This window comes from Streptomyces sp. NPDC054765 (genome assembly GCF_053612065.1).
In genome coordinates this window covers 18,615-45,520 of record NZ_JBSHBP010000013.1, presented here as the reverse complement: position 1 = coordinate 45,520, position 26,906 = coordinate 18,615, and the positions used below count along the sequence as shown (strand labels likewise).

Genomic DNA, 26,906 nt, shown 5'->3' with positions numbered 1-26,906 from the left:
GGCAGGGCGAGGGAGTCGGGCGGCGCGGACGGGACGTTGAAGACCGGCCCTGATCCACCGCGCCGGGGGCCCGTCAGGCGCTCAGCGCCGCCAGGTCCCCGCGGGCGCGGTCCAGGACCGCCTGGTCGTAGCGCCGCAGCAGCAGCCGGGCCAGCTCGGGGGCCGCTCCCAGGACGGGGGCGAGCACATCGGCACGGGCTTCGCGGGCCCCTGCGGCGATGCGGTCCGGGAGGAAGCCGGGGGCGATGACGTACGGGGCGACGGCCACCCGCTCGACGCCCTCGGCGCGCAGGGCCCGCACGGCGTCGGCCGTGCGGGGAAGGGATGCGGAGGCGAACGCAGGTCGCACGGCGCACCAACCAGCGGTGCGCCGCCACTCCCGCGCGATTTCAGCGATCACTGCGCTCGCCTCCGGGTCTGAGGAGCCCGCCGCGGCCAGGACGACCCCGGTCGAGCGACGGTCACCGGGCCGCAGCCCCGCCTGCGCCAGCCGGCGCTCCAGCGCGTCGGTCAGCAGCGACGAGGGGCCCAGCACATCGGCCTGACGGATCGTCAGCAGAGGGAGCCGGGCCGCCGCCTCCTGCAGGACCGCCGGGATGTCGGACTTCGCATGGAAGGCCCGCGTCAGCAGCAGCGGCAGCGCCACCACGTCCCGTACGCCCGCCCGTCGCCCGGCGCCACCCCCCAGCCCATGTGCGGCACGCCGCCCCTCCGCTTCGGCGGACAGGCGCGCCAGCACCTGCGGCACCCGGGGGGCGTTGAAGTCGAGATGGCCGACCTCGACCCGCACGCCCGGCCGCAGCGCCCGGACCCGCGCGCAGAGCGCGGAGACGGTCGCCGCGTGCCGCGGGTCGCGGCTGCCGTGGGCGATGACGAGAAGCGTGGGGGGAGCGGGGCGTGCGTCCATGGTTCAGCTCTTCACGAGGAGGCCGCGGCTGCGCAGCACCCGGCGTTCGACCGGGGCGAAGATCAGCAGCTCGATGCCGATGCCGACGATGAGGATGAGGAGGATCGCGGCGAGCACCCAGGACATGTCCTGGAGCTCGCGGCCCTGCTCCAGCAGCTGGCCCAGTCCGGTGCCCAGATCGGGCGCGTTGACGATGAGCTCGGCGGCCATCAGGGAGCGCCAGGAGAACGCCCAGCCCTGCTTGAGGCCGGCGATATAGCCCGGCAGCGCGGCCGGGAGCAGCACATGCCGGACACCCGCGAGACCCGTGGCGCCGATGGTGCGGCCCGCCCGCAGGTACAGCGGGGGTATCTGGTCGACACCGGACACCAGCCCGTTGGCGATGGACGGGACCGCGCCGAGCAGCACCACCATGTAGATCGTGGCGTCGCTCAGCCCGAACCAGATGATCGCGGCCGGGACCCAGGCCACCGAGGGCAGGGACTGCAGACCGCTCAGGATCGGCCCGATCGCGGCCCGTACCAGCCGCACCCGGGCGACGATCAGCCCGAGCACCGTGCCGAGGGCCACCGAGGCCAGAAAGCCGAGGGCACCGCGCGAGACGCTGGTCCACACAAAGCCCAGCAGGGTGCCTTCGAGCCACTTCTGCTGCAGTGAGCGGCCCACGTCGACGGGGCTCGGCAGCAGGTAGTGCGGCTTCAGCTCGAAGTGGTAGGCCAGCTGCCACAGCGCGAGCACGATGACGATGGCGACGAGCGGGGGGAACGCCTTCGAGGCGGCGGTGCGCAGCCACGGCTGCCGGTCGACGATCCGGGATTCCAGGGCGTCGAGCCCGGCCTCCAGACCAGCGATATCACCGGCAGGGCCGGTGGCGGAGCCGGCCGCGGGGTCCTCGCCCCGGCGGCCGGCGGCGGACCGGTCCTCGGTCTCAGTGCTGGCCATGGCGGCGGATCTCCCCACGCAGCTGTTCGGTGATCTCGATCGAAAGGTCGGCGACCGCGGCGTCCTCGATGCGGCGCGGCTGCGGGATGTCCACCTGCCACTCATGCGCGATCCGGCCGGGACGGGAGGACAGCAGCACCACCCGCTCGGCGAGCCGTACGGCCTCACGGACGTTGTGGGTGACGAAGAGGACCGAGAGGCTGCCCGCGCCGGGGGCGCTGTCGTTCGCAGCGCGCCAGATGCGGGTCAGCTCGTCGTGCAGCACATCGCGGGTGATCGCGTCGAGCGCGGCGAACGGCTCGTCCATCAGCAGCAGTTGGCTGTCCTGGGCGAGCGCACGGGCCATTGCGACGCGCTGGCGCATCCCGCCCGACAGCTCGTGCACCCGCTTGCCGTGGGCGCCCCCCAGCCGGACGAGTTCCAGCAGCCGCTCGGCCTCGTCGCGGCGCTGCGCGCGCGGCACCCCGCGCAGCCGCAGCGCCAGTTCGATGTTGCGGCCCGCGGTCAGCCACGGGAACAGCGCATGTTCCTGGAACATCAGGGCCGGCCGGCCGCCCGGCGTCTCGATGGCGCCGGCGGACGGTGCGTCGAGACCGGCCACGAGGTTGAGGAGGGTGGACTTGCCGCAGCCCGAGGCCCCCAGGAGGCAGACGAATTCGCCGGGCGCCACATCGATGCTGATGTCGTCCAGGACATGCTGCTGTGCGCCGGTGCGGCCGAACGACTTCGAGACATGGTCGATGCGGGCCGCGTACGGCACGGTGGTGCCCGGGTCCGCCGTGGCGGGCTGCTGCGTGGTGAGCGTGGTGGTCGTCATCGGTGTCACCTCCTGGGGGAGTGCGGTGCTGCGGGCGGGGCTACTTGCTGCCGAGTCCGGCGTCGTCGACCGGCTGCCTGCCCTCGGACTTGAGCACCTTGTTCAGCAGGGTGAGGTCGTAGATGCCCCGGAGATCGGGCTTCTTGAGCAGGCCCGCCTTGACGGCGTGGTCGGCCTCCTGCTGGAGGGTGGCGGCCAGCGGGTCATCGGTGATGTCGACGTTCTTGAAGGCCGGGTCGATGACGTTGCCCGGCAGTGCCTTGCCCGAGATCTGCGGGTCCGCGAGCTTGTCGTTGAGCGCCTGCTTTGCCTCGGCGGGGTGCGACCGGATCCAGGCGTTGGTCTTCACCGAGGCACGCAGTACCGCCTCGACGGCCTTGGGGTGCTCCTTGAGGAACTTCTGCGAGACGATCATGTTCGTGATGACGAACTTCCCGTCCTTCCACAGCTTCTTCTCGTCCAGGAGCGTCTTGCCGCCCTCGGCGACGAGCTTGGAAGCGGTGGGCTCGGGGACCCACGCGGCGTCGACGCCGCCCTGCCGGAAGACGGTAGGCGTCACCTTGTTGTCGGTGCGCTGGACGGTGACGTCACCTTTGCCGGTGGTGGCATCGACCTTGTAGCCCTTCTCGGCCAGGTAGTTCAGCAGCGCGACGTCCTGGGTGTTGCCCAGCTGCGGGGTCGCGATCGTCCTGCCCTTGAGATCGTCGACGCTCTTGATCTTCTTCGGGTCAACCACCAGCGACACACCGCCGGACGCCGAACCCGCAATGATCTTCAGGCTCTTGCCGTGCGACTTGGCATATCCGTTGATCGCGGGGGAGGGGCCGATCCAGCCGATGTCGATGGCACCCGAGTTGAGCGCCTCGATCTCGGCGGGTCCCGCGTTGAAGACGGAGGACTTCACCGCCGTGCCGCCCAGTTCCTTCTGGAAGAGGCCCTTCTGGAGGCCGACCAGGGGAGTGGCGTGCGTGGTGTTGCCGAAGAACCCGATCTTCACCTGGTCGAGTCCATCGGTCTTCGGGCCCTTGGGGGCGACGTTGACCGCGGTGTCCTTCTTGGCCTCGGAGCCGTAGCCGCAGGCGCCCAGCGCACCTGTCAGGAGCGGGACAAAGACGGCGGCCGCCAGCAGGCGGTGACGAACGGCAGACACGGGAGGAGTTCCTCTCGGAGGGCCGGACACTACGCGCCCCTCTAGGGCGCGCCCGGCGGATCAATGGATCTTCGGAAGGGAGGTGTGGGGCGCACGGAGCCGGGCATCGTCAGCGCACACATCGGCCGACTCCGCCCTGCCCGCTGCCCAGGGCGCCGCTGCCGATGCGGCCGCCCTCCTTCGCGAAGGTCGAGAAAACGTCCTGGAGCATGCTCAGAAGTCCCTTCCCTTGTCGTCCGCGTCCTCGGCCGCAGCGGCCTCCGCGGCCGCCTCCGCAAAGGCGGTGCCCGCCATTCCGGCGGTCAGCGTCGTCCCGTCCGCCGGGTCGATCAGCAGGAAGGAACCGGTGCGCCGGGAGTCGGCGTAGGCATCCAGGGACAGCGGCTGGGCCGTACGGATCACGACCCGTCCGATGTCGTTGGCGGCCAGCTCACCGGGCGCCGGGTGCGGGGAGAGGTCGTCCAGCGTCAGCCGGGAGGGGATGTCCTTGACGATCGCCTTGACCGTACGGGTGGTGTGCTTGAGCAGGACCCGGTCGCCGACCTTCAGCGGACGGTCCGCCACATGGCAGACGGTCGCCTCGATGTCCTGCGAGACACCCGGCACGGTGGCCGTCGGGGCGATCAGATCACCGCGCGAGATGTCCAGGTCATCGGTGAGCCGCACGGTCACGGACTGCGGCGCCCAGGCGACGTCCACGGCCTGGCCGAGCGCGTCGATCGCCTCGATGGTGCTCGTCCGGCCCGAGGGCAGCACGGTGACGGCGTCGCCGACGCGCAGCACGCCGGAGGCTATCTGGCCCGCGTAGCCGCGGTAGTCGGGGTGTTCGGCGGTCTGCGGACGGATCACGTACTGGACCGGGAAGCGGCCGGGGTCGTCCGAGGGGTCGGCGACGACGGGCACGGTCTCCAGGTGCTCCAGCACGGTCGGGCCGCCGTACCAGTCCATGTGCGCCGACGGGGCCACGACGTTGTCGCCGGCCAGCGCCGAGATCGGGATCGCGGTGATCTCCGGGACGCCCAGCGTGGCCGCGTACCTCGTGAACTCCTCGGCGATGGCCGCGAAGACGGGCTCGGTGTAGTCGACCAGGTCCATCTTGTTGACGGCCAGCACGACATGGGGGACGCGCAGCAGGGCGGCGACCGCGGCATGCCGGCGGGTCTGCTCGACGACGCCGTTGCGGGCGTCGACCAGCACCACGGCCAGCTCGGCGGTGGAGGCGCCGGTGACCATGTTGCGGGTGTACTGCACATGTCCGGGGGTGTCCGCCAGGATGAAGCGGCGCCGCGGGGTGGCGAAGTAGCGGTAGGCGACATCGATGGTGATGCCCTGCTCGCGCTCGGCGCGCAGCCCGTCGGTCAGCAGCGCCAGGTCCGGCGTCTCCTGACCGCGGCCCAGGGACGCGCGCTCGACGGCTTCCAGTTGGTCGGCGAGCACCGACTTGGAGTCGTGCAGCAGCCGGCCCACCAGCGTCGACTTGCCGTCGTCGACGGACCCGGCGGTGGCGAACCGCAGCAGCGAGGTGGCGCCCGCGTCAACGGCGTCGACCGCGTCCGTGTTCGTGGTCGTGCTCATGGTTAGAAGTACCCCTCGCGCTTGCGGTCTTCCATGGCGGCCTCGGACAGCTTGTCGTCGGCCCTCGTGGCGCCCCGTTCGGTGAGCCGGGACGCGGCGATCTCCGCGATCACGGCCTCGATGGTGCCGGCGTCGGAGTCGACGGCGCCGGTGCAGGACATGTCGCCGACGGTGCGGTAGCGCACCTGCCGGGTCTCCAGGCTCTCGCCGTCCTTGGGGCCGCCCCATTCACCGGGCGCCAGCCACATGCCGCTGCGGGCGAAGACCTCGCGCTCGTGGGCGTAGTAGATGGCGGGCAGCTCGATCTTCTCGCGGGCGATGTACTGCCACACGTCCAGCTCGGTCCAGTTGGACAGCGGGAAGACCCGGACGTGCTCACCGGGCGAGTGCTTGCCGTTGTAGAGCTGCCACAGCTCGGGGCGCTGCCGGCGCGGGTCCCAGCCGCCGAACTCGTCGCGCAGCGAGAACACCCGCTCTTTGGCACGCGCCTTCTCCTCGTCCCGTCGGCCGCCGCCGAAGACCGCGTCGAAACGGTTCTTCTCGATGGCGTCCAGCAGCGGGACGGTCTGCAGCGGGTTACGGGTGCCGTCCGGGCGTTCGCGCAGCTCACCGCGGTCGATGAAGTCCTGTACGGAGGCGATGTGCAGCCGCAGGCCGTGCCGCTCCACGGTGCGGTCGCGGTAGTCGAGGACCTCGGGGAAGTTGTGCCCGGTGTCGACGTGCAGCAGCGAGAACGGCACCTGGGCCGGCGCGAACGCCTTCAGCGCGAGGTGCAGCATGACGATGGAGTCCTTGCCGCCGGAGAACAGGATCACCGGCCGCTCGAACTCACCCGCCACCTCACGGAAGATGTGCACCCCCTCGGACTCCAGGGCGTCCAGGTGGGAGAGCGCGTACGGATTGTTGGCGTCCGCGTCCGCGTTCTCGGTCACGGTGGTGACGGCCGTCATGCCAGTCCCCTTTCGATGAGCAGCGCGTGCAGCGCCGCCGCGGACTCCTGCACGGTCTGGGTGTGCGACTCGATACGCAGATCGGGCGACTCGGGCGCCTCGTACGGGTCGTCCACGCCGGTCAGCCCGGAGATCTCGCCGGCTGCCTGCTTGGCGTAGAGCCCCTTGACGTCCCGCTCGGAGCAGACCTCGACGGGGGTGGCCACATGCACCTCCAGATATGCGGTGCCCTCGCTCTGGTGGCGTGCGCGCACCGCCTCGCGGCTGTCCGCGTACGGCGCGATCACCGGCACCAGCGCCTTGACGCCGTTGCTCGCCAGCAGCTCGGCCACGAAGCCGATGCGCTGGACGTTGGTGTGCCGGTCCGCGCGGGTGAAGCCGAGGCCCGCGGAGAGGAACTCGCGGATCTCGTCGCCGTCGAGCACCTCGACGTGGTGGCCCGCGCCGCGCAGCGTGCCGGCCAGTTCGTGCGCGAGGGTCGTCTTGCCCGCGCTCGGCAGACCGGTCAGCCAGATCGTGGCACCCGTCATGGATATCTCCTGATGCTCGGTCATCCGTGCAGCCCGCACTCGGTCTTGGTGCTGCCGGCCCAGCGGCCGGCCCTGGCGTCCTCGCCCGCAAGCACCCGGCGGGTGCAGGGCGCGCAGCCGACGGAGGCATAGCCGTCCATCAGCAGCGGGTTGGTGAGCACCCCGTGCTCGGCCACGTACGCATCCACGTCGGCCTGCGTCCAGCGGGCGATCGGCGAGACCTTCACCTTCTGCCGCCCGGGGTCCCAGCCGACGACCGGGGTGTTCGCCCGGGTGGGCGACTCGTCCCGGCGCAGCCCCGTCGCCCAGGCGTCATAGGCGGCCAGGCCCTCTTCGAGGGGCGCGACCTTGCGCAGTGCGCAGCACAGGTCCGGGTTGCGGTCGTGCAGCTTCGGGCCGTGCTCGGCGTCCTGCTCGGCCACGGTCCGGCGGGGTGTGAGGGTGCGGACGTTGACGTCCATCACCTCGGCCACCGCGTCCCGGGTCCCGAGGGTCTCCGGGAAGTGGTAGCCGGTGTCCAGGAAGACCACGTCCACGCCGGGGAAGGCCCGCGAGGCCAGATGCGCGACGACCGCGTCCTCCATCGAGGAGGTGACGCAGAAGCGCGGACCGAAGGTCTCGGCGGCCCAGGTGAGGATCTCCAGGGCGGGTGCGTCCTCCAGGTCGCGGCCCGCCTGCTCGGCGAGCTGCTGAAGACCGGTGGCGGTCGTCACGAGGTACCTCCGTCGGAAGCGGAAGGGGGCCGGCTGACGTTCCCCGGGGCCAGCAGGCCGAGGAACTTCAGCCGGAACGCGCGGCTGCAGGCCCGGCATTCCCACGCGGCACCCTCTCCGCGGGAGGCGGCCCCCTCTTCGGAGGGCCGCAGGTCTTCGTCCCCGCAGTACGGGCAGTGGAACGGCGCGGCGCGTTCGCTCACTTCAACGCACCCTCTTCCGCGCGGGCCGCCCAGGTGGCGAACCGCTCGCCGTCCGCGCGCTGTGCGGTGAAGTTGCGCAGCACCCGCTCGACGTAGTCGGGGAGTTCGTCGGCGGTGACCTTCAGTCCGCGGACCTTGCGGCCGAAGCCGGCCTCCAGGCCCAGCGCGCCGCCCAGGTGCACCTGGTAGCCCTCGACCTGGTTGCCGTCGTCGTCCAGGACCAGCTGGCCCTTGAGACCGATGTCCGCGACCTGGATACGGGCGCAGGCGTTCGGGCAGCCGTTGACGTTGATGGTGACCGGCTCGTCGAACTCCGGCAGCCGGCGCTCCAGTTCATCGATCAGCGAGGCGCCGCGGGCCTTGGTCTCCACGATCGCCAGCTTGCAGAACTCGATGCCGGTGCAGGCCATCGTGCCGCGCCGGAACGGGGACGGCTGGACCCGCAGGTCGAGCGCCTCCAGACCGGAGACCAACGAGTCGACCTGCGCCTCGTCGAGGTCCAGCACGATCATCTTCTGCTCGGCGGTGGTCCGCAGCCGGCCCGAACCGTGCTCCGCCGCAAGCTCGGCGATCTTGGTGAGGGTGGCGCCGTCCACCCGGCCCACCCGCGGGGCGAAGCCCACGTAGAAACGGCCGTCCTTCTGCCGGTGCACCCCGACGTGGTCGCGCCACCGCCGGTCGGGCTGCTGCGGCGCGGGACCGTCGGTGAGCTTCCGCCGGAGGTAGTCGTCCTCCAGCACCTGGCGGAACTTCTCCGGACCCCAGTCGGCGACCAGGAACTTCAGCCGGGCGCGGGTGCGCAGCCGGCGGTAGCCGTAGTCGCGGAAGATCGAGATGACGCCTTCGTAGACATCGGCGGCCTCCTCGCGCGAGACCCACACACCCAGCCGGACGCCGAGCTTGGGGTTCGTCGACAGCCCGCCGCCGACCCACACATCGAAGCCCGGACCGTGCTCGGGGTGCTCGACACCGACGAACGAGATGTCGTTGATCTCGTGCGCCACGTCCAGCAGGGGCGAGCCGGAGACCGCGGACTTGAACTTGCGCGGCAGGTTGGAGAACTCCGGGTTGCCGATGATCCGGCGCTGGATCTCCTCGATCACCGGGGTGCCGTCGATGATCTCGTTCTCGGCGATACTGGCGACCGGGGAGCCGAGGATGACGCGGGGGGTGTCACCGCAGGCCTCGGTGGTGGACAGGCCGACGGCCTCCAGGCGCCGCCAGATCTCCGGCACGTCCTCGATGCGGATCCAGTGGTACTGGACGTTCTGCCGGTCGGTGAGGTCCGCAGTGCCGCGCGCGAACTCCTGCGAGATCTCGCCGATGACGCGCAGCTGCTCGGTGGTCAGCCGCCCGCCGTCGATGCGGACCCGCAGCATGAAGTACTTGTCGTCCAGCTCCTCCGGCTCCAGGATCGCGGTCTTGCCGCCGTCGATGCCGGGCTTGCGCTGGGTGTACAGGCCCCACCAACGCATGCGCCCGCGCAGGTCGTTGGGGTCGATGGAGTCGAAACCGGCCTTGGAGTAGATCGTCTCAATGCGTGTCCGCACATTGAGACCGTCGTCGTCCTTCTTGAACTGCTCGTTGCCGTTGAGCGGGGTGTGGTGGCCAACGGCCCACTGGCCCTCGCCGCGGTGGCGTCCGGCCTTGCGGCGGGTCGTGGCAGCTGCGGGCTGTTCGGGGGAGGCAGCCATGGGTGTACGTCCTTCTGGGCGGGCTCAAGGGATGCGGACGGGGCGTCGGGCACCCACGACGACCTGCGCAGACATCGCGAAATGCGGCGCGCGGCAACGCGTCGGGAAGGCCTGCGGGGCAAGGGGTGTCGGTGCGTCCGCGACGATGGGGACGGCGTGCGGTCCGGTGGTGCTGGGTGCTGCCCGGGGCCGAAGCGAAGGCCCCTGGTGAATGCAGCCTCAGCCCGCCCGACAAATGGCGCTGGACATGCGGCCGAGGTCGACGTGCCGCCGACTCACCAAGGCAATTCCAGCTCGAGACATGACGGAAGCGTGGCACGCCGCTCTCCGGCCAGTCCACCGTTATCCAAAATCTGGACACCTCCGTCCCGCATCGCGAGACAATGTGGTGTCGATCACTCGGCGGCGGGTGTGTCGGCCGTGGTGGGTGTGCCGGCCGTGATGGGCCCCGCCCCGGGCCAGGGGCCGGGGGCGGGCACGTCGGGCTCCTCGGTCACCGTGGTGTCGTAGACCCGGAAGCCGCGCCGCCGGTAGTTGGCCATGGCGTGCGGGCCGTCCTTGCTGCACGTGTGCAGCCACACCCGCTCGGTCCGCGCCAGCCCCGGCCACCGCTCGGCCAGGTCCCAGGCCCGCTCGACCCCGTACGCGAGCAGATGCCCGCCGATCCGGCGCCCCTGGAACCCCGGGACGATCCCGAAGTAGGTGATCTCCACGGAGCCGTCCGCCTCCGCCGCCAGCTCGATGAACCCGGCGGGCGTGCCGTGCTCGTACGCCACCCAGGTCTCCACTCCGGGGCGCCCGAGATACGCCGCCCACCGGTCGTACGACCATGCCAGCCGGTCCGTCCAGATGATGTCCCCGCCGACCGCCGTATAGAGGAACCGGCTGAATTCGGGCGACGGTGTCCCGGACCGGACGATGCGGACGTCCTGCTCGGCCGTCGGCCCCTCGACGGGGGGCAGGCCGGGGCGCGAGGTCTGCTCCAGGTACCACGTGGTGACCGAGATGCTCATGCGGTCAGCACATCACACCGGGACGGGGGGCCCGGGACCGGGCCGAGGGGGAGGGGGCCGGACCGAAGGGGTCGGACCGAAGGGGTCGGACCGAAGGGGAGGGGGCCGGACCCGGCCGGCGGGCGCGCGGCGGGCGGGCGGCAGGCAGTGCGGCGAGCGGCGCGGCGGGCGCCTGTCCCGAATTGTGAGACCACAGCTCACAGTGTGGGGTGTGGCCGGTCGTCGGGCCGGGCGTCACCCGGGCTCCGGGGGCAGGGCGCCGGCACTCCCGCCGGGCCGGGGACCAGCCGTGCCCGGAGGACACAACCCCGCTCGGAGGGAACAACCGGGCAGTCCGGAGGGAACGAGCGGGCAGCCCGGAGCGAACGAGCGGGCAGCCCGGAGGCAACAACCGCGCCCGGCGGGTGCCGCCCGGAAGGCAGGTACCCGCTAGCCACTCCCCGTCATCCGGGCGAAGACCACCACGTTGCCCGCGTAGCCGGAGCCCGCCGAGTATGCGCCGCCGCAGGTCAGGACGCGCAGCTCGGGGCGTCCGGTGGTGCCGTAGACCTTCCGGGCGGGGAACTTCCGCTTGTCGAAGACCTGGATGCCGTAGACCTCGAAGACCGCGGTCCGCCCGTCCTCGCGGGTCACCCGGATCGTCCTGCCCTTCTCCAGGGCGCCCAGCCCGTAGAAGACCGCGGGCCCGCTGCGGCTGTCGACATGGCCGACGAGGACGGCGGTGCCGTTCTCGCCCGGGGTCGGCGCGCCCTCGTACCAGCCCGCCGGCCGGGGGTCATCGGGCGGCGGGGCCTTGATCCAGCCGTCCTTGTCCAGGCCCAGCGGCATCAGCGGGGCCGCCACCCCGATCGACGGAATCGCCACCCGGGAGGGGGCGGAACGGGGCAGCGGCGACGGCGCGGGGCCGTCGGGCGGGAGGTCGCCGGGGAAGAGCGCGGTACCGGCCCCCGGCTGCGGCGGGCCGTCCGCCTCACCGGACAACCCCTGGCGCACCATGCCGATGCCGATGAGTCCGGCCAGCGCCAGCACGCCCCACCTGGGCCGGCGTGGGGCGGCCGGCTCTCCGGACGCCCCTTCCGGTGTTTCCGTCGGACTCATCGCTCACCTCCCGTGCCCGCGCGCCCCGGGAGGCGCACGGTCCCGGGGCACGTGGCCCGCTGTCGGCACGCTAGGCGCGCCCCGGCGCGGGGGCGAGAGCAGACGGGCGAACGGGCGAACGGGCGAACAGATGGCGGGTGGCGGGTGCGGCACCGTATCGCTGCCTTGCCTGCCTTGCCTGCCTGCCTGCCTGCCCTGCCCTGCCCTGCCCTGTCCTGCCTCGCCCCGGCCTTTCCTGCGCCGGCGTCCCGTCACCCCCGGCGCGCCGCCGCCACCGCGGGCGCCGACGACTGCGGCAGCAGATACCCGGGCCGCGGCGGCAGCCGGAGCTCGACCTCCACCCCGTCGGCGAAGCGGTACGGCCGGTGCGCCAGCACACTCGCGAGATGGCGGCGCAGCCGGGACAGCTCGGCCCGCACCGTCACCGTACGGCTGTCGTCACCGAAGAGGTCCCGGGCGAGTTCGGCGGCGCTGCGCCCCTGCGGATGCGTGGCGAGGACGAACAGCAACTCGGCATGGCGCGGGGTCAGCTCGTGCGACCAGCTGCCGGCCGGTCCGCTGACGGTGACCGTCGAGCCGTCCCGGCCGCTGACGTCCAGCACCACCCGGCTCGGCCCGGCATCCGGCTCCTGCCGCCCGACCCGGACCAGCCAGCCGCCGGGCAGCGGCTCCAGGATGCACATGCCGTACCGCGGCAGCCACAGCGGCCCGGCCGCGGGCGCCTTGGGCAGTGCCACCCGGTCCGGCGGGGCCAGGCCCGTCACCCCCACGACCCAGCCGCCCGGGTCGACCGCCAGCGCCCGTCCGCCGATCCGCGCCAGCACCGGTGCCGCGCTCGACCGCAGCCGTTCCAGGGACAGCTGATGGCGGGTGCGCAGCTCGCCCTCGGCGAGCCGGGCGACCGCGGACACCAGCGAGAGCGTCGTGGGGTGGAAGGAGGGCGCCGGACCGCTGATGTCGACCGTGCCCAGCAGGCGTCCGTCGCGCGGGTCGTGGAGCGGCGCCGCGGCGCACGTCCACTGGTGGTGGCTGCGGACGAAATGCTCCGCGGAGTGCACCAGCACCGGCCGGCCGGCCACCAGTGCGGTGCCGATGGCGTTGGTGCCGACGACGTCCTCCGCCCAGTCGGCGCCCTTGTCGAAACCCAGCCGGTCGGCCATCCGCCGCACCGGCGCGCTGCCCTCCCGCCACAGCACCCGGCCCTCGGCGTCGGTGACGACCATGATCTGCTGCGCGGCGTCGGCGGCAGACAACAGCCCCTCGTTGAGCACCGGCAGCACCGTCGCCAGCCGGGACACTTGCCGACGGTGCTCCAACTCCGCCACGGACAGCGGGCTTTGGGGCCGGTCCCGGTCCGGGTCGACCCCCGAGCTCAGCACCCGGCGCCAGGATTCACCGATCACCGCGCGGGGCGCGCCGGACGAGGCGCCGGGCGCCATCTCGCCCGCGAGCACCGTCTCATGGACCGTGGCGAGGCGGTGTGCGGTGGCGCGGTTGTCCTGGGCCGACCAGATGGCGCCGTCGATCGCTCTGTCGCTCACGCTGTTCTCCGTAGTGCCCTGTCCTTCGGGTCGTGCCCCTCGTACGCTCACCGGTCCGTCCTGGCAGCGCCATTGTCCCGGTCCGTCTCCGGGCACTGCAACGCACTGCAACCATTGCCGCTCAGGACGTGCGCGGGAAGGCTTGCCGGAGCGGCCGATGGTGTCTCGCCACCGCGGGTTCACCGGTCACCCGTCGGGAACCCGCCGGTTGTCGCTGGAGATTCCATCGGCCGCCCTGCGCTACGCCGGCACGGTGCGCCGGCTCCCGGCGACCTCGTCGTCCCGCTGCGCGGCGCGAGGCAGGCGCCGCAGCGCCCGGGAGGCCCTCAGACCGGGAGCGGTGCCGAGTCGGCGCGGCACCGCTCCCTGACGGACGCGGCGGCGGCAACCCCCTGTCCCCGTCGCTTCGCGAGGCGCCGGCCCGGAGCCGACGGGGAGTCGCCGCCGCGTCATGACCTGCCCGGCGGCGGGACGCCGGAGCGCTCAGCCGCCGGCCACCGGCCGGGCCCGCGCCACTACGGCCGCAAGGTCCAGTGTGTGCGGCAGCGTCCCGAACGCCGCACCCGCGTCGCCGCCGAGCCGGCCGGCGCAGAACGCGTCCGCGACCTCGGGCGGCGCATGGCGCACCAGCAGCGAGCCCTGGAGCACCAGCGCCATCCGCTCCGCCAGGCGCCGGGCCCGCGCCTCGATGCCTTCCAGATCGGCGAGTTCGGTGAGCAGCCCCGTGATCGCCCGGTCCAGCCGGTGATCCGCGCCCCGCGCCGCCCCGATCTCGGTCAGGAACGCGTGCAGCGCCTCGGGTTCGCGCCGCAGGGCCCGCAGGACGTCCAGCGCCTGGACATTGCCGGCGCCCTCCCAGATCGAGTTGAGCGGCGCCTCACGCAGCAGCCGGGGCAGCCCCGACTCCTCCACGTAACCGTTGCCGCCCAGGCACTCCAGGGCCTCGGCCACCATCGGCGTGCAGCGCTTGGTCACCCAGTATTTCGCCGCCGGCACCGCCAGCCGCAGAAAGTGCCGGTCCTGCTCGGTGCCGCTGTCGTACGCCGCTGCCAGGCGCAGCGCGAGGGTGGTCGCCGCCTCCGATTCCAGCGCCAGATCGGCCAGCACATTGCGCATCAGCGGCTGGTCGGCCAGCCGGTCACCGAAGGCCTCCCGGTACGCGGTGTGGTGCAGCGCCTGCGCCACCGCCTGCCGCATCACCGCCGCCGACGCGCTGACGCAGTCCAGCCGGGTCGCCGCGACCATCTCGATGATCGTCGCCACCCCGCGCCCCTCCTCACCGACCCGGCGCGCCCAGCTCTCCCCGTCGAACTCCACCTCCGCCGAGGCGTTCGAGCGGTTGCCGAGCTTGTCCTTGAGCCGTTGGATACGGAAGGCGTTACGGCTCCCGTCCGGCAGCACCCGCGGCAGCAGAAAACAGGTGAGCCCACCCGGCGCCCTGGCCAGCACCAAGAAGGCGTCCGACATCGGCGCCGAACAGAACCACTTGTGCCCCGTCAGGACGTATTCGCCGGGCGCGGCCAGCGGTTCGGCGCGGGTCGTGAGGGCCCGCAGATCGCTGCCGCCCTGCTTCTCCGTCATGGCCATCCCGGCCAGCGCGCCGCCCTTCTCGGCGACCGGGCGCAGCTCGTGGTCGTACACCCGCGAGGTCAGCAGCGGCTCCCACTCGGCCGCCAGCTCCGGCTCGGCGCGCAGCGTGGGCACCGCCGCGTGGGTCATCGACAGCGGACAGCCGTGCCCCGCCTCGGCCTGGGTCCACACGATGAAGCCGGCGGCGCGGCGGACATGGCCGTCCGGCCGGGACCAGGCGCCGGTCAGCCCGGCCGTGACGGCATGGCCGAGCAGCCGGTGCCAGGCCGGGTGGAATTCGACCTCGTCGATGCGGTGGCCGTAGCGGTCGTGGGTGCGCAGGACCGGCGGGTGCGTATTGGCCTGTACGCCCCAGCGCTGGGCGTGCGCGGAGCCGGCCGCCTGCCCCAGGGTGCTCAGCTCTTCGCGTGCCTCGTCGAGCCGGACGTCGGCGACATGCCGGGTGATGCCCTCGGTCAGGGCCGCGTCGCCGGCGAAGACGTCATATCCGACCAGCGGCGGAGGCTGGTTCGTGACCGTGTGAGTGGATGCTGCCATGCCGGATACGGTAAAGAGGTGCAGCCGGCAAACGAACCAACCGAGCGGCCCGCGGGCCGTCTGACCAAGGCCCGCGCCCTCTACCGCAACGTTTCCAAGCGTCGGCTGGCCTGGCTCCTGCTCAAGGACACCGTCAACTCCTGTATGAAGTACCGCGTGACGGGCCTGGCCGCCGAGGCCGCCTTCTGGAGCCTGCTGTCACTGCCGCCGCTGATCCTCGGGCTCCTGGGCGTGCTCGGCTACACGAATGCCTGGATCGGGCACAACACCATCGACAACGTCCGCACGCACATCCTCGGCGCGGCCGGCACCGTGCTGTCCGGCAAGGGCGTCAACGAGATCGCCCGGCCGCTGCTCGACGATGTGTTCACCGGCCGCCGCCCGGACATCATCTCGATCGGCTTCGCCATCGCCCTGTGGTCCGGGTCCCGGGCGATGAACGTCTTCGTCGACACCATCACCATCATGTACGGGCTCGACGGCCGGCGCGGCATCATCAAGACCCGGCTGCTGTCGTTCGCGCTGTACCTCGCCGCGCTCGTCGTCGGCGCCGTCGCCCTGCCGCTGATGGTGGCCGGCCCCGACACCGTGGTGAGCTGGCTGCCGGCCGGTGAGCACATCATCCGGGCGCTGTACTGGCCGGTGGTCCTGCTGCTGTCGGTCGCCTTTCTGACCACGCTCTACCACGCGTCGGTACCGGTCCGCTCGCCCTGGCCGGAGGACATTCCCGGTGCGGTGGTCGCGCTCGGCATGTGGGTGCTCGGCAGCTTTCTGCTGCGGCTCTATCTCACCTCGACGGTCGAGGGGCCCACGATCTACGGCTCGCTGGCCGCGCCGGTCGCCGTACTGCTGTGGATCGGGGTGTCCGCCTTCGCGGTGCTGGTCGGCGCCGCGATGAACGCCTCACTCGACCGGGTGTGGCCGTCGGTCGCCACGGCCGCGGCCCGTGCGGAGGCCGCACGGCGGGCGGCGGCGAAGGCGGAGGCACGGACGGGCGCCGAGGGGACGGGCAGCGAGGGGGCGGGCGCCGATGAAGCGGGCACCGACAAGACGGCGGGGACCACGGCGGACGGCGTGGGGCACGACGGCGACGGTGGCGGCGACCGCGGCGACGGTGGCGGCGACCGCGGCGACGGTGGCGGCGACCGCGACCGCGGCGACCGCGACGGCGGGGGGCATCGCGGCGGCCGCGACGGGGAGGACGGCCACGGGGAGGGCCGCGGTACCGGCGACACGCGCGACGACTGAGCCGGCGCGCCGCGGCGGAAGAACCGAGCCCCGGACACCACGCGGGTTCAGCGGTCCCCTTCAGCCACGCCCTTCAGCGACCCCCAAAATCAGCGGCCCCGTTCAGCGGTCCTCGCGATAGCGGACCAGCAGCATCGCCGCATCGTCGTGCAGCGGCCCCTCGACATGGTCGACCAGATCCTCGCGCACCGAGCGCAGCGCGGTCTGCGGATCGGGGTCCTTGAGCAGCGTCGAGCGCTCGTCGAGGGGGTAGAAACGGCCCGCCGCGTCGCGGGCCTCGGTGACCCCGTCGGTGTAGAAGAGCAGCTGGTCGCCGGGTGTGAACGGCACGCCGTAGGGGACCGGTGCCGCGGCGTCATGGAGGCTGAGGCCGAGCGGGAGGGCGCGGTGGGGCGGTGCGGCGAAGCCGACCGCGCCGGTGGGGCGGACGACCAGCGGCGCGGGATGGCCGAAGTTCAGCAGGGTGGCGTCCGGACCGTCACCGATCTCGGCGAGTACCGCCGTGACGAACCGTTCGCCGGACAGATGGCGGTTCAGTGCCCGCTCCACCCGCTCGCCGACGGCCGGCAGATCGGGTTCGTCATGTGCCGCCTCCCGGAAGGCGCCCAGCACCACCGCCGCGCTCTCCACGGCCTCCAGGCCCTTGCCCTGCACATCGCCGACGATGATCCGCACCCCGGCCGGTGAGGTCACCACCTCGTACAGATCGCCCCCTATCCGGGCCTCGGCCATCGCCGAGGTGTACGAGACCGCGATCCGCAGCGGGCCCGCGCTGCGCGGCACCGGGCGCAGCAGGACCCGCTGGGCGACCTCGGCGATGGAGCGGACGCTCGCCAGCTCCGCCTCACGGCGCTGCCGCATCACCGCGGCGACCACCCCGGCCGCGGTCACCCCGGTCACCGACAGCAGGGCGGTCAGCCCGCGCCGGCTCTCGAACAGACCGTTGTAGACGCCCAGACCGAGGCAGAGCACGAACGCCGTCAGCCCGACCACGGCGGTCCGCCGCCAGCCGCCGACCAGTCCGGCGAAGGCCGGCCCGAGCGACACCAGGGGCAGAAACCCGACCCCCGGACCCGCGGTGAGGTCGACCGTGGTGACCACGGCCATGACCGCGTAGGGGAGCGCGGACAGCACAGGGGAGCCGGTGCGCGGCGCCCCGTTCTCCACGGCCAAGGTGTTCTCCGACGGTGTCAGGTGAAGTGATCGGGCAGGGGGCCGTCGGCCGTCGGAGTGTCCGAAAGCGGCCCCCCGACCCCCGACCTGAGCATATGCAACATATGCCGTACCGAAATACCTCGAATGCGCCCCGTTACCGAATCGCAGTGGCCCGAACGACCGGAAGGCGCCCGTCCCGGAGGGGTCGCGGATCTTACGGACCCATGACACGGCGGCTCAGGCGCGGGTCGGAATGGCCGATCCCGCTTAGCGTGACCGGCATGCGTGTACTGGTCACCGGCGGCGCCGGGTTCATCGGATCGCAGATCGTCGAGGCGCTCCTGGCGCGCGGGCACGAGCCTGTCGTGCTCGACGCACTGCTCCCCTCGGCACACCCCGAGCCCCCGCCCCCGCGCCCGGGGGAGCACCGCATCGTCGCCGACGTACGGGACCGGGCCGCGGTCGACGCGGCGCTGCGGGGCGTGCGGGCGGTCTGCCACCAGGCAGCGATGGTGGGCCTCGGCAAGGATTTCGCGGATGCGCCCGACTATGTGGGCTGCAACGACCTGGGCACGGCGGTGCTGCTGGCCGCGATGGCCGCGGCCGGGGTGCGTGAGCTGGTGCTCGCCGGGTCGATGGTGGTCTACGGGGAGGGGCGCTACACCTGCCCCCGCCACGGGGTGGTGCGGCCCGGCCCGCGGGCGGTGGCCGAACTGGACGCCGGGCGGTTCGAGCCCCGCTGCCCGCACTGCGGCGTGGAGTTGCGGCCCGGTCTGGTCGGCGAGGACGCGCCCACCGATCCGCGCAACGTCTATGCCGCCACCAAACTCGCCCAGGAACATCTGGCCGCCTCCTGGGCGCGTGCCACCGGCGGCCAGGCCGTCGCGCTGCGCTACCACAACGTCTACGGGCCCGGGATGCCGCGCGACACCCCCTACGCGGGGGTGGCTTCGTTCTTCCGCTCGGCGCTGGCCCGCGGCCAGTCGCCGACGGTCTACGAGGACGGCGGCCAGCGGCGGGACTTCGTCCATGTGCGCGATGTCGCCACGGCCAACGCGGTCGCCCTGGAAGCCCTCCCGGACCGGGCGCAAGGCACCCTGACCGCGTACAACACGGGCAGCGGAGTGCCGCACACGGTCGGTGAGATGGCGCGGGCCCTGGCCGAGGCGTGCGACGGACCGGCGCCCGTGGTGACGGGGGAGTACCGGCTCGGCGACGTACGGCACATCACCGCCTCGTCGCAGCGGATCGCCGAGGACCTCGGCTGGCGGGCGGCGACCGGATTCGCGCAGGGGATGCAGGAGTTCGCCCGGGAGGGGATGAGGGCGGCGCCGACGGGGTGACCCACGGCGTCGCCGCTCCCCTCGGCGTCCCGTCCCATAAGAACCTGAAACCCCACTTGTCCGCTTCTGATGCTTAGGTGAAGGCGTGACCCACGGCGTGACCCCCACCCCTGCCCCCGCCCCCCGGACCACCTCGGTGGATGTCGTACTGCCCTGCCTCGACGAGGCCGCCGCGCTGCCCTGGGTGCTGGCACGCATCCCGGCCGGCTGGCGGGCGATCGTCGTGGACAACGGCTCCACCGACGGTTCGGCCGAGATCGCCCGCGGTCTGGGCGCCACCGTGGTGCACGAGCCGCGCCGCGGCTTCGGCGCCGCCTGCCATACCGGACTGCTGGCCGCCGACGCCGACATCGTCTGCTTCTGCGACTGCGACGCCTCCCTCGATCCCGCGCTGCTCGTCCCGTTCGTCCGCGCCGTCCGCGACGGCGACAGCGATCTGGTGCTGGGCCGCCGCCGCCCCCAAGGGCGCGGCGCCTGGCCGCCGCACGCCCGGCTCGGCAACCTCGCGCTGGCCCGGATGCTGCGCCGCCGCACCGGACTGCGGCTGCACGACCTCGGCCCGCTGCGCGCCGCCCGGCGGACCGCACTGCTCGGCCTCGGCCTCACCGACCGCCGCAGCGGCTACCCCCTGCAGATGGTCGTCCGGGCCGCCGACGCCGGCTGGCGCGTCGAGGAACGCGAGGTGCCCTACCGTCCGCGCACCGGCCGTTCCAAGGTCACCGGCACCTGGCGCGGCACCTGGCACGCGGTGCGCGACATGCGCACCGTTCTGAACCAGCCGCCGTCGGCGCCCCGTACAGAGGAGACGGCCCGATGACCGAGCCCGCAGACCGTCCGGAGTGTCCCGGACCGACGACGGTCCTGGTCATCGCCAAGGAACCGGTGCCCGGCCGGGTCAAGACCCGCCTCACCCCGCCCTACACCCCCGACGAGGCCGCCCAGTTGGCCGAGGCCGCGCTGTACGACACCCTCCGGGCGGTTCGCGCCATGCCCGCCCGGCGGCGGGTGGTCGTCCTCGACGGCCGCCCGGGGAGCTGGCTGCCGGCCGGCTTCGACGTCCGGCCGCAGTGTGCCGGCGGCCTCGACGAGCGGCTCGCCGCCGCCTTCGCCGACAGCGCGGGCCCGACCCTGCTCATCGGCATGGACACCCCTCAGGTCACCCCGCAACTCCTCGCCCCTGCACTGGACTCGGACGCCTGGGACGACTGTGACGCCTGGTTCGGGGCGGCCGAGGACGGCGGATTCTGGGCGCTCGGCCTGGCCGCCCCCGACCCCCGGCTGCTGCGCGGCGTCCCCATGTCGACCGACCGCACCGGCGCCGCCCAGCGCGCCCGGCTGACCGCCGCCGGACTGCGGGTGCGGGACCTGCCGCCGCTGCGTGATGTCGACACCGCGGACGATGCGGAACAGGTCGCCGCCGCGGCGCCCGCCGGACGGTTCGCCGCCACCCTCGCCCGGCTGACCGCGGTCACCGGACGATGAGCACCGCCATGCCGCCCACGGCCCAGACCGACCGGCCCGACACCGTCACCTGGGGCGCCGACCCCTACGCCGACGCGCTGCGCAGCGGCCGCGGCCCGCTCTTCCTGCGCCGCAGCGACGGCTGGCTGCTGCCGCTGGAGGTCGAGCGCTGGTGCGCCGGGCCGGACGCCGCCGATCTGTCGGCGCTGCGCCGTTGCGAGGGCGCCGTCCTCGACATCGGCTGCGGTCCCGGCCGGCTGGTCGCCGCGCTCACCGCACAGGGCCGGCGGGCGCTCGGCATCGACGTCAGCGCGGCCGCGGTGGCCCGCACCACCGCCACCGGCGGACCCGCGCTGCGCTGCTCGGTCTTCGACTCCCTTCCGGACGAGGGGAGGTGGGACACCGCACTGCTTCTCGACGGCAATATCGGCATCGGTGGCGACCCGTCCGCCCTGCTCGCCCGCAGCGCGGACCTGGTTGCCCGGCACGGTCTGCTGATCGTGGAGACCACCCCGGCGGATGTCGACGAACGGGTCCAGGTCCGGGTCGAGCGCGGATACCACCTCCGCCCCGGCGCACCGCGCGCGCCGGGCGAACTGTTCCCCTGGGCCCGGGTGGGCGCCCCCGCGCTGCTGCGCCACGCGGCCACCACCGGCTGGACGCCCGTCGAGCAGTGGAGCGTCACGGACCGGGCAGGTCAGGTACCGGGCGCCGAACGCTGCTTCGTCTCCCTGCGCCGCCGCGGCTGAAGCGCACGGCCCAGCAGGCACAGGGCGCAGAGCGCGAACAGCCCGGCGGTGACCAGCAGCCAGCGGGCCAGGAACACCCCGCCGGGCAGCCCCGTCGTGGCCTCGTAGTGCGCCGCCGCACCGCCGCCCACCGAACCGGCGATCAGCGGGAACCACACCAGCAGCAACAGCCCGGACAGCGCGGCGGGCAGCCGGACATACGAGGTCCAGGCCCGCCGCCGGCCTCTCCCCGCCGTACCACGGACCACCACACGGTCGGCGAGCGCATACAGCGGCAGCAGCACCAGATCGTGCAGCAGCGCCGCCCCGGCGAACCACGCGATCACCAGCGGCCACTGCCCGCCGGCCAGCAGCCGCACCCCCGCGAAGCCGGTGAGCGCGAACGAGGCGAGCATCAGCAGCAGATGCAGCGGGCCCTCGCCGTATCGGCGCGGACGGCGCAGTGCCCCGAGCGCCCGCGCTCCCCGTTCACGCCCTGCCGGTTGCCGCCTTTGCACCCTCACCACTCCCCGAACGTCAGCCGCGCGGCCCACTTGGTGTTGAGCACCCCGGGCGCCGCCGGAACGATGATCCGCGCCGGAAAGCCGTGGTCGGCGGACAGGTCGGCGCCGCCCACCCGCAGCGCCAGCAACGCCCGGGGGTCGCGCACCTGGTTGTCGCGCAGCGCGGCCCGCCGGAACGCGCCGTGGAGCTGGAGCGACTCCACCAGTACGCCGGGAGGCTGCTCACCGAGCCCCACCAGCGCGGCGAGGTCCCGCAGGCGCACCCCGCTCCACAGCTGGTCGTCCGTCGACCAGCCCTCGACACATGCGATCGGCAGCGCCGCCGTGTGCTGCGGCAGCGTCAGCAGCTCGGCGCGGCCGATCCGCACCCGCCGTCCGCCGCCTTCGACCGTCAACCGCCAGTTCTCGCCGGTCTCCTGGGCCCTGATGCCGACGGCCGCGGCGGTCTTGTTGAGCTGGAAGCCGTTCGGGCCGCTGCCCGGATCGCCGCCACCGTGCGGTGCCAGCAGGGCCGTCCGCCGCCACCACCCGCCGATGCTCTGCCCCGCGGTCGTGGCGAACAACAGCACCGAACCGGCGCCGACCAGCCCCAGCGCACCCCGCCGGGTCACGGTCGGCCGGTCCGGCCGGGGCGCCACCAGCCCGGTGTCGTCGGCCGCCGCATCCGGGTCCGTGCGCTCCCGCAACGCCCGTACGGTCCGCGGCAGACGCAGCACCACATGGGTGGCGAACGCACCCATGAACACCCATGCGCCGTAGAAGTGCAGTGGATAGAACGACCCGGGGAAGACGTACTCCAGCTGGATGTTGAGGATCCCGGTGACGAACTCGAACAACGCCCCGCCGACCAGCAACAGCAGCGAGAGCCGCTCCAGCGCATGGCCGGCGGACCGGGCCGGCGGCAGCGCGAAGAGCTTCGGGATCACCGACCACAGCTTCGCCAGCAGGACCGGCACCAGCGCGATCCCGACGGTGACATGCAGCCCCTGGGTGAGGCGGTAGAGCCAGTGCGGGCCGGTCGGCCAGCTGAAGAGGTAGAAGCCCAGCAGGCCCTTGTCCGGCGTCTTGTCGTTGACGCCGCCGGCCAGATCCGGGTTGTACGCGGCGTACGACAGCAGACCGGTCACGAACAGCAGCGTGATCCCGGCGAGCAGCACGATGCCGAGCAGCGCGGTCAGCCGGGGACCGCGCAGCGGGCTGCGCCAGAACGACGGCGATGCCGGGGAGGGGCGGCGAGCGAGCGGGGGAGGGGCACCCATGATGTGTCCTTGGCGGTTGGCGCGACGAGGGTCCGCCGCCCTGGACCCTGCTGACGGCAGGGCCGGGGCGGACCTGGCTTCGACGGTATGCCGCGACCGGTGCGCCGGCGGGGCCGTGACGCATGACGAAACTCTGACGTCGGCGGGCGGCCACGGCCTTCGCCGGCGGGGTACCGGGGAAATCTGACGGAACGATGACGCCGCGGCCCTCGTACGGCCGTTGCCGCCCCCGGGCGCCTAGCGTGCCGCTGTGACCCCCCGAGTGACTCCCCGAGTGACCTCCCGTCCGCCCGGCCGCCCGACCTCCCGTGCGGCCTTTGAGGAACGCGCCGGGCGCCGCCGCGATCTGGTGGCCGCGGCGGCCGGCGCCCTCCTCGTCACGGCTGCCGCGGTCGTCGGCACCGCCATCGAGCGCGCCGACGGCAGCCTGCACGTCAACTGGCCACCGCTGTACGCCTCGTGGTTCCCGCACCTGGGCCCCGGCACCCCCGCCGCGCTCACGGCCGCCGTCGTGGTGATCGTCCACGGGCCGCCCCTCGCCGCCCGGTTGCCCTGGCGCCGTCTCGTCCTCACCGGCTGGGCCGCCACCATGGCCTGGACGGGTGCGCTGGCACTGATAGACGGCTGGCGGACCGGTATCGCCGGCCGGCTCACCACCGCGTACGAGTACCTGACCGTCATCCGCCGGTTCGACGATCTCGGGCCGGCGCTGCGCGGCTTCACCTCGCACATCCTCAACAACGCGCCGGACCACTGGCCCGCCCATGTCGCCGGGCATCCGCCGGCCGCCGTGCTCACCTTCGTCGGCCTGGACCGCATCGGTCTGGGCGGTGGCGGCTGGGCCGGCATCTGGTGCATCACCGTAGGCACCTCCGCCGTGGCCGCGGTCCTCGTCGCGCTGCGCGCCCTCACCGACGAGCCGACCGCCCGCCGGGCCGCCCCGTTCCTCGTCCTGGCCCCGTCCGCCGTCTGGGTCGGCACCTCGGCGGACGGCTACTTCGCGGCCGTCGCCGCCTGGTCCCTGGCGCTCCTCGCCCTCGCCGCCACCCGCCGTACCCGCCGGCCGGCCGCCGCCGCCCTGGCCGCCGGACTGCTCTTCGGCCTGACCTGCTATCTCTCCTACGGCCTCACTCTGATCGCGCTGATCGCCGCCGCGATCCTGCTGCTCACCCGCACCGTGCGCCCGCTGCCTCTCCTGGCGGCCGGGGCGGCGATGGTCGCCGTCGTCTTCACCCTCGCCGGATTCCGCTGGTGGGAGGGCTACCACCTGCTGGTCGAGCGCTACTACCAGGGCGCCGCGGCGGTCCGCCCGTACGCCTACTGGGTGTGGGGCAATCTCGCCTGCACCGTCCTGATCACCGGTCTGGCGACGGTGGCCGGTCTGCGCCGCGCCCTCGCGACGGCCCCCGCCTCCCTACGAGGGCTCCGCCCGTCCGCCGGGCCCCTGCGTGCCCCCTCCGACCGGCTGGCCGTCCTCGTGCTGGCGGCGCTGTGTGCCCTGCTGGTCGCCGACCTCTCCGGGATGAGCAAGGCGGAGACCGAGCGCATCTGGCTGCCGTTCGCCGCCTGGCTGCCGGCGGCCTGCGCCCTGCTGCCCACGGCCCGGCGGCGCGCTTGGCTGACGGCTCAGGCCGTGCTGGCGCTGTTGGTCAACCACCTCTTGTACACCGGGTGGTGACGATTCATCACCTACCGGGAAGGGGTCAGGCGAGGTAGGGGCGGGTCGAGTTCACCCGGCCGGGGCGCAGGATGCGGATCGGGCCGAGATTGCAGGAGGGGCAGTCGTTGAGGGTCAGCGGAGAGCGGGCCCGCGCGCCGCGGGCGAAGTAGTCGGCGCGCCGGTGGCCGGCCAGATCCGTGGTGTGCCGGATCTCGTACTCCTCTTCCCAGCCGTGCCCGCAGTGCAGACAGACGAATGCATAGGCCTCGTGAACCGTCTCGGTGTCCCGTTCCATGGTCATCACGCCCTCTCGGGCCCGCCGCGCTCGCGCCGGGCCGGATGCATGCCGCACTTCCCATTATCGCGCTCGGCGGAGGCGTTCGCGGGGGCCCGCATTTGAACCGTCACCGGCCCCCGACAGGGCCCGCCACCAGGCACGATGCCCTCACCGGGTATAAAGGCGCCATGGGGCACGACGCACAGCGCGCACCGCGGCAGGCCGGGGCGGCCGCGCCCGGCGAGGATCTCGATCATGATGTCGAGGAGGTCATTGCCGCGGTGCTGACCGCCTCCCGGCTGCTGGTCGGGATCTCCGCCCGGACACTCGGCCGAACGGCGCCCTCCCTCACCCTGCCCCAGCTGCGGGCCCTGGTGGTGCTGGACGGCCAGGGCCCCGTCAAGCTCGCCGCGCTGGCCGGCGCGCTGGGCGTCAACCCGTCCACCGCGATGCGGATGGTCGACCGGCTGGAAGCGGCCGGCAGCGTCACCCGGCAGGCCAACCCCGGCAACCGCCGTGAGGTCGTACTGAGCCTGACGGACGAGGGCCGCGCCCTCGTCGAACGGGTGCTGGCCGGCCGGCACACGGAGATCGCCAGGATCGTGGCCCGGCTGCCGGCCGCCCAGCGCGCCGGGCTCATCGACTCGCTGCGCGCCCTCACCGACGCGGCGGGGGAGCCTCCGGTGCCCCCGCGGCCGGCGCCGCCGCCCGAGTCGGCCGCTCCCTGAGGGCGCCGGGGCCCTTGCTCCGGCTCTCCGCCAACGCCTGGTAAACCGCCCTGACCAGGCCGCGGTTGCGCGGGTCGTCGCCGGTCGTGCCTCCGCCGTACTTGTTCATGGTGTACGCGTAGGACAGCCGGTTCTCCGGATCCGCGAAGGCATAGGAGCCGCCCGCGCCACCGTGGCCGAACGCTCCTGGGTTCGGCCCTGCCTGGCCCCGGTGGTTGAGCATGTAGCCAAGCCCCCACCGGTGTTCGTGGCCCGCCGGGGCAAGGGCGTCGATGGTCAGATCACGCTCGCCCGGCAGGCTCTGCGACCGGCGCATCGCCGCCAGGGTGCCGGGCCCGACGAGCTTGCCGCCCGCCAGCGCGCCGTACACGGTCGCCAGTCCACGGGCGCAGGCGTGGGCATTGCCCGCCGGGATCTCGGCCGACCGGTAGGCGGCGCTGTTGACATCGCCGGTGGGGATGTAGGTCAGCGCCAGCATCGCCACGGCCAGCGGATGGTCACACAGCGCCCGGAAGGGCGGCCGCGGGACACCGGGGAACTGCTCGGCGAGCCGCGCCTCGTCCAGCTGCCCGACCATGTCCGCACAGCGGGCGTGCTCCGCGGCGGGGGTGCCGATGAACACCCCCGCGCCGAGCGGCCCGGTGATCTCGCTGCGCAGGAACGTGCCGAGCGACTGCCCGGTGATCCGCCGTACGACCTCGCCCACCAGATATCCGAAGGTCACCGCGTGATAGCCCTGGGCGGTGCCCGGCTCCCACCACGGTGGGGTCGCGGCCAGGGCGGCGCACACCCGGTCCCAGTCGTAGGCGTGCCCCGGGGGGAGCGGCTCACGGGGCGCGATCAGACCGGCGCGGTGGCTGAGCAGCCAGCGCACCGGTATGTCCCGCTTGCCGGCCTGCCCGAACTCCGGCCAGTACCGGGCCACCGGCGCATCGAGGTCCAACTCGCCACGGTCCACGAGGAGATGGGCGCACAGCGCGGTCATCCCCTTGGACGTCGAGTAGACATTCACGAGGGTGTCGCGCTCCCAGGCGCGGGTACGAGCGGCATCCGCGTGGCCGCCCCACAGGTCGACCACCGCCTCGCCGTCCACGGTCACGGTGACCGCCGCGCCGATGTCGCCGTGCTCGCTGAAGTTGCGCTCGAACGCGTCCCGTACGCCGGTGAAGCCCGGTGCGCAGTGGCCGTCGACGGTGGCTGGTCCCACGGTGGCTCTCCTCGCGTCGTCCGTGTGCGGTCATCCGGTACTTCCGTACGTGCGTA

27 protein-coding genes are annotated in these 26,906 nt (G+C 73.2%); 7 read left to right on the top strand and 20 right to left on the bottom strand.

Translation table 11 applies throughout. From position 1 onward, the window contains the following. Positions 1-73: 73 nt before the first annotated feature. The 15 genes from ACWGJY_RS11465 to ACWGJY_RS11395 all read right to left on the bottom strand — a co-directional run bounded on the left by ACWGJY_RS11465 (position 74) and on the right by ACWGJY_RS11395 (position 15,260). Positions 74-907: a sirohydrochlorin chelatase gene (locus tag ACWGJY_RS11465; RefSeq protein ID WP_453260561.1), complete on the bottom strand. Its 834-nt coding sequence runs from the start codon at positions 905-907 to the stop codon at positions 74-76. 3 nt (positions 908-910) lie between these two features. Continuing rightward, positions 911-1,849, bottom strand: coding sequence for an ABC transporter permease (locus tag ACWGJY_RS11460; RefSeq protein ID WP_453260560.1), 939 nt, complete (start codon positions 1,847-1,849; stop codon positions 911-913). After that, positions 1,836-2,666 carry an ABC transporter ATP-binding protein gene (locus ACWGJY_RS11455; RefSeq protein WP_453260559.1) on the bottom strand — a complete coding sequence of 277 codons (831 nt, stop codon included), beginning with the start codon at positions 2,664-2,666 and terminating at the stop codon, positions 1,836-1,838. The genes ACWGJY_RS11460 and ACWGJY_RS11455 overlap by 14 nt, the downstream gene beginning before the upstream one ends. A gap of 40 nt (positions 2,667-2,706) precedes the next feature. Then, complete coding sequence (locus tag ACWGJY_RS11450; RefSeq protein ID WP_453260558.1) at positions 2,707-3,816, bottom strand: aliphatic sulfonate ABC transporter substrate-binding protein; 1,110 nt, start codon at positions 3,814-3,816, stop codon at positions 2,707-2,709. A 213-nt stretch (positions 3,817-4,029) separates the two neighbouring features. Beyond that, a complete protein-coding gene (locus ACWGJY_RS11445; RefSeq protein WP_453260557.1) occupies positions 4,030-5,391 on the bottom strand; it encodes a sulfate adenylyltransferase subunit 1 in 1,362 nt (453 codons plus the stop codon). 2 nt (positions 5,392-5,393) lie between these two features. Then, positions 5,394-6,341, bottom strand: a complete 948-nt coding sequence (gene cysD / locus ACWGJY_RS11440; RefSeq protein ID WP_453260556.1) for a sulfate adenylyltransferase subunit CysD — start codon at positions 6,339-6,341, stop codon at positions 5,394-5,396. Then, positions 6,338-6,871 carry an adenylyl-sulfate kinase gene (gene cysC, locus ACWGJY_RS11435; protein WP_453260555.1) on the bottom strand — a complete coding sequence of 178 codons (534 nt, stop codon included), beginning with the start codon at positions 6,869-6,871 and terminating at the stop codon, positions 6,338-6,340. Before cysC ends, cysD begins: the two co-directional genes overlap by 4 nt. Positions 6,872-6,891: 20 nt before the next feature. Continuing rightward, positions 6,892-7,584 carry a phosphoadenylyl-sulfate reductase gene (locus tag ACWGJY_RS11430; protein ID WP_453260554.1) on the bottom strand — a complete coding sequence of 231 codons (693 nt, stop codon included), beginning with the start codon at positions 7,582-7,584 and terminating at the stop codon, positions 6,892-6,894. After that, positions 7,581-7,787 carry a hypothetical protein gene (locus ACWGJY_RS11425; protein ID WP_453260553.1) on the bottom strand — a complete coding sequence of 69 codons (207 nt, stop codon included), beginning with the start codon at positions 7,785-7,787 and terminating at the stop codon, positions 7,581-7,583. The genes ACWGJY_RS11430 and ACWGJY_RS11425 overlap by 4 nt, the downstream gene beginning before the upstream one ends. After that, complete coding sequence (locus ACWGJY_RS11420) at positions 7,784-9,481, bottom strand: nitrite/sulfite reductase (RefSeq protein ID WP_453260552.1); 1,698 nt, start codon at positions 9,479-9,481, stop codon at positions 7,784-7,786. The genes ACWGJY_RS11425 and ACWGJY_RS11420 overlap by 4 nt, the downstream gene beginning before the upstream one ends. 219 nt (positions 9,482-9,700) lie before the next feature. Next, positions 9,701-9,784, bottom strand: a complete 84-nt coding sequence (locus tag ACWGJY_RS11415; RefSeq protein ID WP_350257049.1) for a putative leader peptide — start codon at positions 9,782-9,784, stop codon at positions 9,701-9,703. A gap of 92 nt (positions 9,785-9,876) precedes the next feature. After that, the gene (locus ACWGJY_RS11410; RefSeq protein WP_453260551.1) at positions 9,877-10,494 is read right to left on the bottom strand and encodes a GNAT family N-acetyltransferase; all 618 of its coding nucleotides are present in this window, start codon (positions 10,492-10,494) and stop codon (positions 9,877-9,879) included. 429 nt (positions 10,495-10,923) lie between these two features. Beyond that, complete coding sequence (locus ACWGJY_RS11405; RefSeq protein ID WP_453260550.1) at positions 10,924-11,592, bottom strand: class F sortase; 669 nt, start codon at positions 11,590-11,592, stop codon at positions 10,924-10,926. A 251-nt stretch (positions 11,593-11,843) separates the two neighbouring features. Next, the gene (locus ACWGJY_RS11400) at positions 11,844-13,133 is read right to left on the bottom strand and encodes a GAF domain-containing protein (protein ID WP_453260549.1); all 1,290 of its coding nucleotides are present in this window, start codon (positions 13,131-13,133) and stop codon (positions 11,844-11,846) included. A gap of 483 nt (positions 13,134-13,616) precedes the next feature. Next, on the bottom strand, positions 13,617-15,260 hold the full coding sequence (locus ACWGJY_RS11395; RefSeq protein ID WP_453260548.1) for an acyl-CoA dehydrogenase family protein: 1,644 nt from the start codon (positions 15,258-15,260) through the stop codon (positions 13,617-13,619). An 18-nt stretch (positions 15,261-15,278) separates the two neighbouring features. Between ACWGJY_RS11395 and ACWGJY_RS11390 the strand changes: the two genes are divergently transcribed. Beyond that, entirely contained in the window at positions 15,279-16,508 is a 1,230-nt protein-coding gene (locus ACWGJY_RS11390; protein ID WP_453260547.1) for a YihY/virulence factor BrkB family protein, read from the top strand. A 102-nt stretch (positions 16,509-16,610) separates the two neighbouring features. Here ACWGJY_RS11390 and ACWGJY_RS11385 read toward each other — a convergent pair whose 3' ends face one another. Next, positions 16,611-17,615, bottom strand: a complete 1,005-nt coding sequence (locus tag ACWGJY_RS11385) for a PP2C family protein-serine/threonine phosphatase (protein WP_453260631.1) — start codon at positions 17,613-17,615, stop codon at positions 16,611-16,613. A 329-nt stretch (positions 17,616-17,944) separates the two neighbouring features. Between ACWGJY_RS11385 and ACWGJY_RS11380 the strand changes: the two genes are divergently transcribed. From ACWGJY_RS11380 to ACWGJY_RS11365, 4 genes are all read left to right on the top strand, one after another. Next, the gene (locus ACWGJY_RS11380; protein ID WP_453260546.1) at positions 17,945-19,006 is read left to right on the top strand and encodes an NAD-dependent epimerase/dehydratase family protein; all 1,062 of its coding nucleotides are present in this window, start codon (positions 17,945-17,947) and stop codon (positions 19,004-19,006) included. Between the two features lie 85 nt (positions 19,007-19,091). Next, positions 19,092-19,823 (top strand): glycosyltransferase family 2 protein, encoded by a 732-nt coding sequence (locus tag ACWGJY_RS11375; RefSeq protein WP_453260545.1) that lies wholly within the window; start codon positions 19,092-19,094, stop codon positions 19,821-19,823. Then, positions 19,820-20,488: a TIGR04282 family arsenosugar biosynthesis glycosyltransferase gene (locus ACWGJY_RS11370; protein ID WP_453260544.1), complete on the top strand. Its 669-nt coding sequence runs from the start codon at positions 19,820-19,822 to the stop codon at positions 20,486-20,488. Before ACWGJY_RS11375 ends, ACWGJY_RS11370 begins: the two co-directional genes overlap by 4 nt. A gap of 8 nt (positions 20,489-20,496) precedes the next feature. Then, positions 20,497-21,216, top strand: a complete 720-nt coding sequence (locus ACWGJY_RS11365) for a class I SAM-dependent methyltransferase (protein WP_453260543.1) — start codon at positions 20,497-20,499, stop codon at positions 21,214-21,216. On the opposite strand, the gene ACWGJY_RS11360 is transcribed toward ACWGJY_RS11365, so the two are convergent. Then, positions 21,165-21,611 carry a hypothetical protein gene (locus ACWGJY_RS11360; protein WP_453260630.1) on the bottom strand — a complete coding sequence of 149 codons (447 nt, stop codon included), beginning with the start codon at positions 21,609-21,611 and terminating at the stop codon, positions 21,165-21,167. The genes ACWGJY_RS11365 and ACWGJY_RS11360 overlap by 52 nt on opposite strands. Before the next feature lie 104 nt (positions 21,612-21,715). Next, positions 21,716-22,978 carry a molybdopterin-dependent oxidoreductase gene (locus ACWGJY_RS11355; protein ID WP_453260542.1) on the bottom strand — a complete coding sequence of 421 codons (1,263 nt, stop codon included), beginning with the start codon at positions 22,976-22,978 and terminating at the stop codon, positions 21,716-21,718. Positions 22,979-23,228: 250 nt separating this feature from the next. Here ACWGJY_RS11355 and ACWGJY_RS11350 point away from each other — a divergent pair, with 250 nt between their 5' ends. Then, the gene (locus ACWGJY_RS11350; RefSeq protein WP_453260541.1) at positions 23,229-24,656 is read left to right on the top strand and encodes a hypothetical protein; all 1,428 of its coding nucleotides are present in this window, start codon (positions 23,229-23,231) and stop codon (positions 24,654-24,656) included. Between the two features lie 25 nt (positions 24,657-24,681). Here the strand turns inward: ACWGJY_RS11350 and ACWGJY_RS11345 are convergent, their stop codons facing one another. Next, positions 24,682-24,939 carry a hypothetical protein gene (locus tag ACWGJY_RS11345; protein ID WP_453260540.1) on the bottom strand — a complete coding sequence of 86 codons (258 nt, stop codon included), beginning with the start codon at positions 24,937-24,939 and terminating at the stop codon, positions 24,682-24,684. Between the two features lie 164 nt (positions 24,940-25,103). On the opposite strand from ACWGJY_RS11345, the gene ACWGJY_RS11340 reads away from it, so the two are divergent. Next, a complete protein-coding gene (locus ACWGJY_RS11340) occupies positions 25,104-25,643 on the top strand; it encodes a MarR family winged helix-turn-helix transcriptional regulator (RefSeq protein WP_453260539.1) in 540 nt (179 codons plus the stop codon). Here ACWGJY_RS11340 and ACWGJY_RS11335 read toward each other — a convergent pair. After that, positions 25,573-26,850 carry a serine hydrolase domain-containing protein gene (locus ACWGJY_RS11335; RefSeq protein WP_453260538.1) on the bottom strand — a complete coding sequence of 426 codons (1,278 nt, stop codon included), beginning with the start codon at positions 26,848-26,850 and terminating at the stop codon, positions 25,573-25,575. The two genes, ACWGJY_RS11340 and ACWGJY_RS11335, sit on opposite strands and share 71 nt — an antisense overlap. Positions 26,851-26,906 lie beyond the last annotated feature (56 nt).